This is a genomic window from Burkholderia sp. Bp8984 (assembly GCF_003853755.1).
Lineage (GTDB): Bacteria > Pseudomonadota > Gammaproteobacteria > Burkholderiales > Burkholderiaceae > Burkholderia.
In genome coordinates this window covers 35,551-47,765 of record NZ_QTQN01000003.1, presented here as the reverse complement: position 1 = coordinate 47,765, position 12,215 = coordinate 35,551, and the positions used below count along the sequence as shown (strand labels likewise).

The window sequence follows — 12,215 nt, the reverse complement described above, 5'->3', positions numbered from 1 at the left end:
GATCCTTCACGGTCCGGCGAGTGCCCGCATCAGCCACTGCACGAGTTCGCGCGGATCGAACGGCTTCTCCAGCACGCACAATGCGCCGAGACGTCTCGCTTCGAGCAGGCGGCGCGTACTCGCATGCGCGGTCACGAAGATGAACGGCACATCGCAACACGCCGCACGCAGACAGGCGAGCAATTCGATGCCCGACATGCCCGACATCTGGATATCGCACACGATGCAGTGCGACGGCCCGCGCCTTCCATGGTCGAGAAACGCTTCGGCCGACGCGTACAGCCTCACGCGGACGCCCATCGAGCGCACGAGCGATTCCAGCGACTGTCTCATCGCCATTTCATCGTCGATGATGCAAACCGTCTTGTCGTGCACTGAGTGTCTCGCGTGACGCCGCGCCCGCCGGCGGGGCCGGGAACGCAACCGGATTTCGGACAGCGTATCGGCCACACCGTGCCCCGACAATCATGCCGAGGTATGATGCCGCCGCTACTGGCCGCATCCGTTCGCCCCGTCACTCGTCGGCGCGGCATAACCGGGCCGGCGCGACGGCAGCCGCATGGATCATCCGGTCCCAGTTGCACGGAATGGTGCGGCCGCGTCCCTGGGGCCGATATACGCGATCGCCGCGATTGATCGGCGCGCCCGTCAGCACGCAGCGCGACGCCGTTCGCGCGGTCACGCAGTGCCACACCTGTTCGCCGAAATGCCCGAATCTCGGATCGCTCCAGCGCACGGTGACCGACGTATCCGACAGAATCTCGACGATCCTGATCCGCGCGGCCGCCGGCGCCGCGGCGTCGCCCGCACCGTCGTTGCGGGTGCCGCTTCCGCGCCGCCGGTGCCGGCCGGCCGCTTCCGGCAAGCCGTCGCGCGGGCCGGGCATTCTCGATGGATCCAGCAAGCGCAGCAACGCACCTTCGAACACATCGTCGTGTGCAAACGTTGGCTGTGTCATGTCTACCGTTCCCCTCGCATCGAACGCGCATGTGCCGCGAGCGCAACCGGCAGATTCTGCCGCCGGAGTCGCGAACCTCGCAGCTTCGGGACTCCCTGCGCCGCACGCTTCATTTACGTTGAAGCGGAGTCTAGTGGAACGAATTTCGGCGATCCATCAGCCTGTGGTCGATGCGCGCCCATACCAAGGTGTGCACCGTTGCACCGGCCACGCATGCAGCGGGTCGGACGAGCCGATGCACGCCAAGCAAGACTCGACCGATCTGCCTTATAGTTGCAGCTGTATCGAACGCGCACGCAACGCTCGTCCGTCGTCCCGATGCTTCAGATGCTTCACTTACGGCCATCCGGTTTCGCGCGTATCGCGCGAGGCCCAGCGCGAACACCACGTCCTCATGTCCACGTCCGCAGTCGTCACGCTCGACCCGCTTCCCGGCGCCCATTCCGCAGAAAGCGAGCTCTTCACGTCGGCGCCAATACCGATCCTGATCGAGGACTGGTCGCGCGTCTATCGCGCGGTGAAAGAACTGCGGAGCGCCGGCATCGTCGATATCGACCGCTATTTCGACGAGCATCCGCAGGCCGTCGCGGACCTTCGCGCCCTGCACGCGTTCGTGGCCGCCAACGACGCGGTGGTGAGCCTCTTTGAAGCGGAGTCCAAGGAGCATTTCCTGCAGCACGCGGAGATACTGTTGCCGGCCGACCGGCTCAGCAACAGCGCGGTGCTGCGCGCGATCTACGAGAATCGCCCGGCCTGCCAGGGCGAGCGCACGCTGGTGACGTTCAAGGGCCGCCGCGTGCCGATCGTGTGGCGCTGCTCGCTGCCGAAGCACGAGGACGGTTACCGGCGGCTGCATTTCTATGCGTTCGACGTGACCGAACAGAAGGAAAACGGCGACAGACTCGACGCATTGCGCACCGAAGCGGCACGTGCGGCGCGGGTTTCGCTGTTCGGCGAGCTGTCGGCGTCGATCCTGCATGAAGTCAGCCAGCCGCTGTCGGCCGCCGGTTCAGCGGCCGAAGCGGCGTTGCGCTGGCTCGCACGCGACGAGCCCGATATCGCCGAAGCCGCTGCCGCGATCGCGCAGGCGGCGCGCTGGACGCGCGACGCGACGCAAATATGCCGCAAGATCCGCGGCTTCGTCGGCAAGGCACCGGTCAAGTGCGTCGACTTCGCGGCCGCCGACGCGGTGCACGCTGCGTTGTTCCTGGTCGCACCTGAAGCCGCCGCGCGGGACGTTCGCGTCGACAGTGCGATCGATCCGGACGCACACGTCTTCGCCGATCCGCTGCAAGTCCAGCAAGTACTCGCGAACCTGCTGATGAACGGCATCCAGGCGATCGAAAGCGGCCCGTCGCGAGAGCGAACGCTCACGGTCTCGGTCAGGCAGGACGGAGCCGATGTCGTGTTCGACGTGCGCGACACCGGGCCGGGTATCGAGCAGCAATCGATCGATCAGCTTTTCCAGCCGTTTTTCACGAGCAAACCCGACGGCATGGGAATGGGCCTCACGGTCGCACGCTCAATCGTCGATGCGCACAACGGACGAATCTGGGCACGCGGCGAACTGGGCGCCGGCTGCTGCTTCTCGTTCGCCCTTCCCGCGCATCGGCCGGCGCCCGGCCTCGCTGCATGACGGTCGAGCCGTGCTGCGTCATGTCGACAGCGGCACGCCGATTGCCTCGGACTTGCGCACGAGATCGGCGAGCGACGATGCATTCATCTTGCGCATCACCGACGCGCGGTGCTGCTTGATGGTGATCAGGCTCAAACCAAGGCGCGACGCGATCTGCTTGTTCAGCGCGCCGCTGACGACGTAAGCCAGCACTTCGCGTTCGCGGCGCGTGAGCAGCTCGAACGACTGCTGCAGTTCGTGGCGCGTGTCGTGGCGGATGCGCCGTGCCGCATCGAGCGACAGCGCGAGATTCACCGCGTCGATCAACTCGTGATCGGTGAAGGGCTTGACCAGAAAATCGACCGCCCCTCCCTTCAGCGCCTTTCGACACACTTCGACGTCGGCGAACCCGGTGATGACGACGATCGGAATCGGCGGCCGGTCCTGCGCCTGCTGGAACACCAGCCCGCTCTCGCCGCGCAGCCGCACGTCGAGCAGCAGGCAGCTCGTGACGTTCTCCCATTGCGTCGCGCGCAACTCCGCAGTACTCGCGAACGTCACGACGCGCAAGCCCATCGATCGCAACAGCGTATCGAGCGATGCGCGCATGGCCGGATCGTCGTCGACGACGTATACCACCGCGGCCGAATCGTCTTTCGTCGCTGCATCTGACATATCCTGCGCCCCAACCATCCATTCAGTTTCCGCTCGGCGTCGCGAACCGCCTCTCGCCCGATACGACGGTGGCGGCATTCGACTTCTCGTCGGGGGTCGGGCGGCACGCGCGGCGCCGGCCACGGCGGGCCGAACGCCATGACCGCGGCACGCTCGCGCGTCCGGCAACGGACGCGTGCCGCGAGGCTTGCGCGCGGCTCACGCGGACGGCGTCAGCCGGTCGACGTAGGCCGCTACGCGGGGCAGTTCCGCGAAAATGCGGACTGCCACGCGCGCGACCCGCTGTCGACGAGTCCGCGTCGGTTCGGCATGCCGGATCCGGCGCCCCCGGACAGAGAACATTCTATTGATGAAGGCCGCGCGCGGAGGGACGCAGTTCCCTCGTTTCGGGCCATGCTGTCGCAGCGCGGAATGCGGTGCGGCCGGTGCGGCTCAGTCGGTACCCGTTTGTTCCGGCTTGCGCTGCCGACGCAACGCCTGCGGCGACTGGCCGAACGCGCGCATGAAGGATCGCCTCATCCGCTCGGGATCGGCGTACCCGGTCTCCCGCGCGATCGTGTCGATGGTCCACGACGAACTCGTCACGAAATCCCGGGCGGTTTCGAGACGGATGCGCTCGACTGCCTTTGCGGGCGTCAGGCCCGTTTCATCCTTGAACCGGCGCGTAAACTGGCGCTTGCTCATTCTCGCCACGTCGGCCAGCTGTTCGACGCTCAGGTCGGTGCCGAGATTCGCGCGGATGTGGGTGATGACCTCGTGAATCCGGTTGGTCCGCGCCGGATGCTCGATCAGCACGGAAGACTGGGGCTGCGACCCCGAACGCCTCCAGCGCTCGAGCACCAGATCCTTCGCCACCTGCAGCGCCGCGTCAGGGCCCAGATCCTCTTCGAGCATCGCGAGCGCCATATCGATGGCCGTGCTCATGCCTGCCGAGCTCCAGAGCGTGCCGTCGCGCACGAAGATGCTGTCCTGCTCCACCGTCACGGCCGGATAGCGGTTCCGGAACTGCTCGAGAAAAGCCCAATGCGTCGTTGCACGGCGCCCGTCCAGCAGCCCTGCCTCGGCCAGCGTGAATGCACCGAGGCAAATGGATGCCATACGCTCGACCTTGCCGGACAACTCCAGCAGCAGTTCGCGCATGCCGTCCGTGAGCCGCAGCGGCGGAGTCGAGAGCGACGCGCCGACGAACACCGTATGCAGTTCCGACATCCGCGCCGGTTCCGTCGACGCATACATGCCGAACGACGCCTCGACCGGGCCGCCATCTTCCGAGATCACGCTGACTTCATAGAGCGAACGGCCCGCACGGAGATTGGCGATGTCGAACACGGACAACGCGAGCAGACTCATCACCTGGAACTGCGGGACGAGGACAAGCCCAATGCGACGCATACTGACCTCACGCGAATCGGCATCGCCGGTGCGTATCGGCGATGCCGCGACAGACGGAAAAACCGGGCATGCGGCGGCGGGGCGCGGCATGCCGGCAGGCACGCTCGCGATGCTACAGGATTTTCGCGAGTGGAGAGAATGGCGCCGCGCGCGGCCGCAGCGGCCGCGCACTTCTACTCATTGATAACCAAACAACATCAATCCTTCCAAAATTCGCACTTAACGTTTCCCCGTCTCCGGGCGAACATTGCCAAAACGACAATCGGTCGCGCCCCGCGCCATTCCCGCATTCTCTGGAGACACCCTGATGCACCCCTCGCCCAGCCTTTCGACCGGACGTTCGAAGGCCGCCGCGGTATTCCGCGTGACGGCCGGCAACTTCCTCGAGCAGTTCGACTTCTTCCTGTTCGGCTTCTACGCGACGCAGATCGCCGCCGTGTTCTTTCCCACCGCGAACGAGTTCGCCTCGCTGATGATGACCTTCGCGGTCTTCGGCGCCGGCTTCCTGATGCGGCCGCTGGGCGCGATCGTGCTGGGCGCGTACATCGACGACGTCGGCCGCCGCAAGGGCCTGATCGTCACGCTCGCGATCATGGCGAGCGGCACCATCCTGATCGCGTTCGTCCCCGGTTATGCGACGATCGGCCTGCTCGCGCCCGCGCTCGTGCTGATCGGGCGACTGCTGCAGGGCTTTTCGGCAGGCGCGGAACTGGGCGGCGTGTCGGTCTACCTCGCCGAAATGGCCACGCCCGGCCGCAAGGGCTTCTTCACGAGCTGGCAGTCGGCCAGCCAGCAGGTCGCGATCGTCGTCGCGGCCGGCCTCGGCTTCGCGCTCAATCAATGGCTGAGCGCATCGGCGATCGCCGCGTGGGGATGGCGCGTGCCGTTCTTCGTCGGCTGCATGATCGTGCCGTTCATCTTCATGCTGCGCCGCAACCTCGAGGAAACGCAGGAGTTCAAGGCGCGCCGGCACCGCCCGAGCATGAAGGAAGTGTTCGGCACGCTGGCGCACAACTGGGGTGTCGTGGTCGCCGGCATGATGCTGGTCGCGATGACGACCACGAGCTTCTACCTGATCACCGTCTACGCGCCGACGTTCGGCAAGACGGTCCTGCACCTGAGCACCGCCGACAGCCTGCTCGTCACGCTGTGCGTCGGCCTGTCGAACTTCGTGTGGCTGCCGATCGGCGGCGCGCTGTCCGATCGCATCGGCCGCCGGCCGCTGCTGGTCGGCATGACGCTGCTCGCGATCGCCACCGCGTACCCCGCGCTGTCGCTGCTCGCGCATGCGCCGTCGTTCATCAACATGCTGCTCGTGCTGCTGTGGCTGTCGTTCATGTACGGGATCTACAACGGCGCGATGGTCGTCGCGCTAACGGAAGTGATGCCGGTCGAGGTGCGCGTGGCTGGCTTCTCGCTCGCCTACAGCCTCGCGACGGCCGTGTTCGGCGGCTTCACGCCTGCCATCTCCACGGCGCTGATTCACATGACGGGCGACAAGGCCGCACCCGGCTACTGGATGAGCCTCGCCGCGGTGTGCGCGCTGCTCGCGACGTTCGTACTCTATCGCCGCCACCCGGCGACGCTGACACCGGCGCACTGACGCCGCATTCCGAACCCTGCCCCGACTTCGCACGACCCAGGCCACGACCACGACCATGAAGAACCTGCTCCTGAAACTGTGCGCGACCGCACTCGTCGCCACCTCCGCAATCGCCGCGAACGTGCAGGCCGCCGAGCTGCACGTGATGAGCTCGGGCGGCTTCACCGCCGCCTACAAGCGGCTCGGCCCGCAGTTCGCGGCCCGCACGGGCAACACGCTCGACACCGCGCTCGGCCCGTCGATGGGCAAGTCGCCCGAAGCGATTCCGAACCGGCTGGCGCGCGGCGAGCCGGCCGACGCGGTGATCATGGTCGGCTACGCGCTCGACGAACTGATCAAGCAAGGCAAGGTGATCCCCGGATCGCGCGTCGAGCTGGCCGATTCGCGGATCGGCATGGTCGTGCGCGACGGCGCGGCGAAACCCGACATCAGCTCGGCCGACAGCCTCAGGGATGTACTGCTGCATGCGAAGTCGATCGCCTACTCGGACAGCGCGAGCGGCGTCTACATCGAGCGGGAATTGTTCAAGAAGCTCGGCATCGAAGACCAGGTGAAATCGAAGGCGAAGATGATCCCGCGGATCCCGGTCGCCTCCGTGGTCGCGAACGGCGACTACGAAATCGGCTTTCAGCAGGTGAGCGAACTGCTGCCCGTGAAGGGCGCGACCTTCGTCGGCAAGATTCCCGAAGCGCTGCAGTCCGTCACGCGCTTCGCGGCCGGCATCCCGGTCGGCGCGCAGCATCCGGAGGAAGCGAAGGCGCTCCTCGACTATCTCGCGTCGCCCGACGTGCAGGCGGAAGTCAAATCGACCGGGCTGGATTCCGTCTCCGCGCATTGAGCCCGCAAGCCGGGAAGGCGCGCGTCAGACCGCCTTCCCGTCGCGCCCGGCGCCGGCCCCGGCATCGTCGGCGCCATTCGGGCCTTCCGGCCCGGCCGCGTTCAGCACCCGCACGAGACGCGCACGATCGCACGCCCCTTCCCACGACGATACGAAGATCACCGCGCACGCATTGCTGATCACGCTCGTCAGCGCACGCGCCTCGGACATGAAGCGATCGATGCCGACCAGCAGCGCGACCCCGGCAACCGGCAGGTCGGGCATCACGGCAAGCGTCGCGACGAGCGCCACGAGCCCGCTGCCGGACACGCCGGCCGCGCCCTTCGACGTCAGCAGCATGACGGCCAGCATCGCCGCGATCTGCGGCGCGGACAGCGGCACGTCGCACGCCTGCGCAATGAACAATGCCGCGAGCGTCAGATAGATCGCGGTGCCGTCCAGGTTGAACGAATAGCCGGCCGGCAACACGAGCCCCACCACGCCCTTGTCGCAACCGAGCGACTCCAGCTTGACGATCAGCCGCGGCAATACCGGCTCCGTCGACGAGGTCGCGAGGACGATCAGCAGCTCCTCGCGCAGGTAGCGCAGCAGCCGCCACAACGCGAATCCGTGCAACCGCGCGAGCGGTGCGAGCACCAGCGCGACGAACAGCCCGCAGGCCATGTAGAACGACATCATCAGCCGCGCGAGCGAGCCGACCGAGCCGATGCCGAAGCGGCCCACCGTGAAGGCCATCGCGCCGAATGCGCCGAGCGGGGCGAGCCGCATGATCATCGCCAGCACGCGAAAGACGATCTGCGCGACGCCGTCGATCAGCGCCAGCACGGGCCGGCCCGCCTGCGGAGCCGCATTGAGCGAAAAACCGAACAGCAGCGCCAGCAGCAGCACCGGCAGCACCTCGCCCTGCTGGAACGCGCCGAGCATCGTGTCCGGGATCACGCTCAACGCGAACTCCACCAAGCCGCGCGGCGGCGCATGCCGCGTATAGGGCGCAAGGACGCTCGCATCGAGATGGCGCACGTCCACGTGCATGCCGACGCCCGGCTGCAGCACGAACGCGGCGACGAGCCCGAAGGCGAGCGCGGCGGCGGTCAGCAGATAGAACAGCACCAGCGCGCGGACGATCGTGCGCCCGATGGCCGTTCCGTTCGCCAGCGACGTGATGCCCGACACGATCGTGCAGAACACGACCGGCGCGATCATCATCCGCACGAGGCCGACGAAGGCATCGCCGAGCGGCTTGAGCATCGCGCCCGCCGACGGCCAGAAATGGCCGACGCTCACGCCGAGCACCATCGCCAGCAGAACCTGCACGTAGAGCGAACGAAGCGGTCTTGCCAGCGTCACGATGCGGTCTTGCCCGATGTTCCGGCCGTATTCGCCGTATGCGCGACCTGTTTCGATCCATCGCCGCGCTTCGCATCGACGACCGCCTGGTGGAACGCTTCCGCGGCCGGGGTGAGCGGGCGTCCGCGCCGTTTCACGATGCCCACGCGGCGCTTGACCGCCGGCTCGACGAGCGGCACGCTCGTGAGCAGCGGATGGTCGTGCCCGGGCATCGCCATCGACGGTACCGCGGCGACGCCGAGCCCTGCCTCGACCAGCCCGAGCATGGTCGTCACGTGGCGCGTCTCGCACACGCTCGGCGCCCGCGGCGCGACGCTCGTCAGCGCCTGGTCGAGCAACAGGCGGTTGCCGGACGTCTTGTCCACCGACACGTACTCGTACTCGTAAAGCTCGTTCCAGGTCACGCGCTTCTTGCGCGCGAGCGGATGGTCGCGCCGGCACGCGGCGACGAACCGCTCCTGCAGCAGCAGCTTGAACTCGACCTCGGGCTCCTGGCTGCCCATGAAGCTCACGCCGAAATCGGCCTCGCCGCTGATGACGGCGCTCAGCACCTCGTTCGCGCTCGCGTCCAGCAGCTTGACCCGGATGCGCGGAAAGCGGCGGTGATAGCTCGCGATCACGTTCGGCAGAAAGTAGTAGGCGACCGACGGCACGCACGCGATCGTCACGTGACCGAGCCGGCTCGACGAAACGTCGCGGATGCCGAGCAGCGCGACGTCGAGATCGTCCAGCAACTGCTCGGCGCTCGGCGCGAACACGCGGCCGACGGTGGTCAGCGAGACGCTGCGCGTGGTGCGCTCGAACAGACGCACGCCGAGCGCTTCCTCCAGTTTGTCGATCCGGCGGCTCAACGCGGGCTGCGAAATGCTGATCGCCTCGGCGGCCTTCCGGAAGCTGCCCAGCTCCACCACCGCGCGAAACGCCTGCAAATCGGTCAAATCGAAGTTGATTCCCACGGGCCGTGTCTCCACATCTCGAATGCCCGGTATTTTGCATGATTCGGGCAGCCACACCCAGCCCGGAGATGCCCGGCTCCGCCGCCCCGCTACGCGCGATGCCGCAACGCATCGATCACGATCGAAAACGCGCGCGACGCCTGGCGGCGGCTCGGGTAGTACGCGTGATAGCCGGGAAAGACCGGGCACCAGTCCGGCATCACGATGCGCAGCCTGCCGGCGTGCACGTGGTCGAGCACGATGTCCTCGGTGACGAACGCGATGCCGAATCCGTCGAGCGCCGCCTGCAGCATCTGGGGCTGCGTGTTGCAGGTGATCCGCCCGTTCACGCGCGCCTGGATCTCGTTCCTGCCCTTCTTCAGCTCCCATGCGTAGATGCCCTTCGCGGTCGCGAGCCGCAGCGTCACGCAATCGTGATCGAGCAGGTCCTGCGGCGTCTTCGGCGGCTTGCGGCCGTCGAAATAGGCCGGCGACGCAACCATCGCCATCCGGATGTCCGGGCTGATGCGCACCGCGATCATGTCCTTCGCGACCTGGTTGCCGTAGCGCACGCCGATGTCGTAGCGCTCCTCGACGATGTTCGACAGCCCGTAGTCGACCGAGAACTCGACGCGGATGTCGGGGTAGTCGGGCAGCACCTTCCTGAGCTTCGGCCAGATGATCGTGTCGATCGGATGCTCGGTGGCCGTGATCCGCACGACGCCGGCCGGCTTGTCGCGGAAATCGGCCACCGCGGCGAGCTTCGTTTCGATCTCGTCGATGCGCGGCGCGACGGTCCGGAACAGTTCCTCGCCCGCTTCGGTCGTCGACACGCTGCGCGTCGTGCGCGTCAGCAGCCGCACGCCGAGCCGCGCTTCGAAATCGCGCACCGTCTGGCTCAGCGCCGATTGCGACACACCGAGGCGCGCCGCCGCGCGCGTGAAGCTCCGGTCGCGCGCCACCGCGAGAAACGCCAGCAGATCGTTGAGGTTTTCGCGCGGCATGTCGGACGGCTCCTGTCGAAACGGACGCCCATCCTAGCACCGACGCCGCCGCGCGCCACCCGGTACGGCCTCCGTCGATTCATTAGACTGACTTATAAGTCCAAGCGCAGTGCGCTACTTAATCGATTGATCGTGGGTCGATAGACTGCGAAGCCTTCGGGTCCCCGTGCGGCCGTAGCCGACTTTGGAGATCTCCCCTGCATTCCTTTCCGGAGTCCGTCTCGTGAAATCCGCTCTTCGCCTCCTCGTCGCCGCACTCGCCGTGTCCGGCCCGTTGTTCGCCCATGCGCAAGGCTTGACGCGCGAGCAGGTGCGCGAGGACATGATTCGCTACGAAGCCGCCGGCTTCAATCCGGCACGCGCGAATCCGCGCACGTGGGTCGACGATGCCCAGGCCGCGTCCGTACGCGTCATGGCCGCGCACGATGCCGACGGCCGCACGCATCTGGCCGATCGCGGCGCGGCCGCCGCGCGCTGCGACTGACCGACGCCGCCCCTTCGCCCACGATCCGCACCGCTTCGACGATGCAAGCCGTTGCCACCTCCGACCGGCGCCCCGCGCCCGTTCAAACCGCCGCATGGGGCGCCGTCCTCGCGATGGCGCTCGGCGCGTTCGCGCTCGTCGCGTCCGAATTCATGCCGGTCAGCCTGCTGACGCCGATCGCCACCGACCTGCACGTCAGCGAAGGCCAGGCGGGCCAGGCCATTTCCGTGTCCGGCGCCTTCGCGCTCGTGACGAGCCTGATCATCGCGTCGCTGGCCGGGCGGCGCGATCGCAAGCGGCTGCTGCTCGTGCTGACGCTGCTGACGATCGTCTCCGGCACGATCGTTGCGTTCGCACCGAATTACGTTGCCTTCATCGCGGGGCGCGCACTGATCGGTGTTGCGATCGGCGGGTTCTGGTCGATGTCGGCCGCGACCGCGATGCGGCTGGTGCCCGATGGCGAGGTGCCGCGCGCGCTGGCGATCGTGAACGGCGGCAACGCGCTCGCGACCGTCGTCGCGGCGCCGCTCGGCAGCTTTCTCGGCGGCATCGTCGGCTGGCGCTGGGCATTCTTCTGCGTCGTGCCGGTCGCGGCGCTCGCGTTCGGCTGGAAACTCGTCAGCCTGCCGCCGATGAAAGCCGCATCGCACGCGGCGCCCGCCAATGCGCTCGCACTGCTCGGCCGCGTGCCGGTCGCGCTCGGCATGGCGGCCGTCAGCCTGCTGTTCATGGGACAGTTCGCGCTGTTCACGTACCTGCGGCCGTTCCTCGAAACGGTGACGCACGTCGGCAATGCCACGCTGTCGCTGATGCTGCTCGCGATCGGCGTGGCCGGGGTCGCGGGGACGATCCTGATCGGTGCGCGCCTGAAGAACGGGCTGTACCGCACGCTCGGCGTCACCCCGCTGCTGATGGCCGCGATCGCCGTCGCGCTCGTGTGGTGCGGCGCGTCGACCGCCGCCACCGCGGGCCTGCTTGCCCTGTGGGGACTGACCGGCACGGCCGCGCCCGTCGGCTGGTGGACGTGGCTCGCGCGCACGCTGCCGCATGACGCGGAAGCCGGCGGCGGCCTGATGGTCGCGGTCGTGCAGCTCGCGATCGCGCTCGGCGCGACGACGGGCGGCCTGCTGTACGACCTGCACGGCTATCGCGCGACCTTCGCGATGAGTGCGGCGCTGCTCGTTTGCGCCGGCGTGGCGGCGTTCGCGGCGGGACGCGCCGCCGCAGCGCGCACGGCAGGCGGCTGAGCACCGCACGACGGCGCTCTAGGCCGCTTCGGGCCGCTCGATGCCGTTTTGCAAGTCGTACCGTGCAAAGCGGCTGGAGCATCGCCGGGGGCTGCCTGGATCCCCTGTCCCCCGCCA

The 12,215-nt window shown here is 67.5% G+C and carries 12 protein-coding genes; 5 read left to right on the top strand and 7 right to left on the bottom strand.

Annotation, left to right across the window (positions count from 1 at the left end):
* Positions 1-6 precede the first annotated feature (6 nt).
* A complete protein-coding gene (locus DID98_RS04400; protein WP_260428036.1) occupies positions 7-333 on the bottom strand; it encodes a response regulator transcription factor in 327 nt (108 codons plus the stop codon).
* Between the two features lie 181 nt (positions 334-514).
* Positions 515-736 (bottom strand): DUF3331 domain-containing protein, encoded by a 222-nt coding sequence (locus DID98_RS36580; protein WP_409362329.1) that lies wholly within the window; start codon positions 734-736, stop codon positions 515-517.
* On the opposite strand from DID98_RS36580, the gene DID98_RS36510 reads away from it, so the two are divergent.
* Positions 633-2,594, top strand: coding sequence for a sensor histidine kinase (locus DID98_RS36510; protein WP_409362328.1), 1,962 nt, complete (start codon positions 633-635; stop codon positions 2,592-2,594). The genes DID98_RS36580 and DID98_RS36510 overlap by 104 nt on opposite strands.
* A gap of 18 nt (positions 2,595-2,612) precedes the next feature.
* On the opposite strand, the gene DID98_RS04385 is transcribed toward DID98_RS36510, so the two are convergent.
* Positions 2,613-3,248 carry a response regulator transcription factor gene (locus tag DID98_RS04385; protein ID WP_124570296.1) on the bottom strand — a complete coding sequence of 212 codons (636 nt, stop codon included), beginning with the start codon at positions 3,246-3,248 and terminating at the stop codon, positions 2,613-2,615.
* Between the two features lie 432 nt (positions 3,249-3,680).
* On the bottom strand, positions 3,681-4,640 hold the full coding sequence (locus tag DID98_RS04380; RefSeq protein WP_124570422.1) for a GlxA family transcriptional regulator: 960 nt from the start codon (positions 4,638-4,640) through the stop codon (positions 3,681-3,683).
* A 307-nt stretch (positions 4,641-4,947) separates the two neighbouring features.
* Here DID98_RS04380 and DID98_RS04375 point away from each other — a divergent pair, with 307 nt between their 5' ends.
* Both DID98_RS04375 and DID98_RS04370 read left to right on the top strand, forming a co-directional pair.
* A complete protein-coding gene (locus tag DID98_RS04375; RefSeq protein ID WP_124485795.1) occupies positions 4,948-6,243 on the top strand; it encodes an MFS transporter in 1,296 nt (431 codons plus the stop codon).
* Between the two features lie 55 nt (positions 6,244-6,298).
* Positions 6,299-7,081, top strand: a complete 783-nt coding sequence (locus DID98_RS04370; RefSeq protein ID WP_124485794.1) for a substrate-binding domain-containing protein — start codon at positions 6,299-6,301, stop codon at positions 7,079-7,081.
* 24 nt (positions 7,082-7,105) lie between these two features.
* On the opposite strand, the gene dctA is transcribed toward DID98_RS04370, so the two are convergent.
* The 3 genes from dctA to DID98_RS04355 all read right to left on the bottom strand — a co-directional run bounded on the left by dctA (position 7,106) and on the right by DID98_RS04355 (position 10,367).
* The gene (dctA, locus tag DID98_RS04365) at positions 7,106-8,428 is read right to left on the bottom strand and encodes a C4-dicarboxylate transporter DctA (protein ID WP_124485793.1); all 1,323 of its coding nucleotides are present in this window, start codon (positions 8,426-8,428) and stop codon (positions 7,106-7,108) included.
* Complete coding sequence (locus DID98_RS04360) at positions 8,425-9,384, bottom strand: LysR family transcriptional regulator (RefSeq protein ID WP_124485792.1); 960 nt, start codon at positions 9,382-9,384, stop codon at positions 8,425-8,427. Before DID98_RS04360 ends, dctA begins: the two co-directional genes overlap by 4 nt.
* A gap of 89 nt (positions 9,385-9,473) precedes the next feature.
* Positions 9,474-10,367 carry a LysR family transcriptional regulator gene (locus tag DID98_RS04355; protein ID WP_124485791.1) on the bottom strand — a complete coding sequence of 298 codons (894 nt, stop codon included), beginning with the start codon at positions 10,365-10,367 and terminating at the stop codon, positions 9,474-9,476.
* Positions 10,368-10,590: 223 nt separating this feature from the next.
* Between DID98_RS04355 and DID98_RS04350 the strand changes: the two genes are divergently transcribed.
* Both DID98_RS04350 and DID98_RS04345 read left to right on the top strand, forming a co-directional pair.
* Complete coding sequence (locus DID98_RS04350) at positions 10,591-10,851, top strand: DUF4148 domain-containing protein (RefSeq protein ID WP_124485790.1); 261 nt, start codon at positions 10,591-10,593, stop codon at positions 10,849-10,851.
* Between the two features lie 41 nt (positions 10,852-10,892).
* Positions 10,893-12,098: an MFS transporter gene (locus DID98_RS04345; protein ID WP_124485789.1), complete on the top strand. Its 1,206-nt coding sequence runs from the start codon at positions 10,893-10,895 to the stop codon at positions 12,096-12,098.
* Positions 12,099-12,215 lie beyond the last annotated feature (117 nt).

What these genes read in the sequence shown, in the direction of transcription:
- DID98_RS04355 (WP_124485791.1), bottom strand. Translation starts at nt 10,367, where the DNA reads ATGCCGCGCGAAAACCTCAACGATCTGCTGGCGTTTCTCGCGGTGGCG.
- DID98_RS04400 (WP_260428036.1), bottom strand. Translation starts at nt 333, where the DNA reads ATGAGACAGTCGCTGGAATCGCTCGTGCGCTCGATGGGCGTCCGCGTG.
- DID98_RS04380 (WP_124570422.1), bottom strand. Translation starts at nt 4,640, where the DNA reads ATGCGTCGCATTGGGCTTGTCCTCGTCCCGCAGTTCCAGGTGATGAGT.
- DID98_RS04385 (WP_124570296.1), bottom strand. Translation starts at nt 3,248, where the DNA reads ATGTCAGATGCAGCGACGAAAGACGATTCGGCCGCGGTGGTATACGTC.
- DID98_RS04370 (WP_124485794.1), top strand. Translation starts at nt 6,299, where the DNA reads ATGAAGAACCTGCTCCTGAAACTGTGCGCGACCGCACTCGTCGCCACC.
- DID98_RS04345 (WP_124485789.1), top strand. Translation starts at nt 10,893, where the DNA reads ATGCAAGCCGTTGCCACCTCCGACCGGCGCCCCGCGCCCGTTCAAACC.
- DID98_RS04375 (WP_124485795.1), top strand. Translation starts at nt 4,948, where the DNA reads ATGCACCCCTCGCCCAGCCTTTCGACCGGACGTTCGAAGGCCGCCGCG.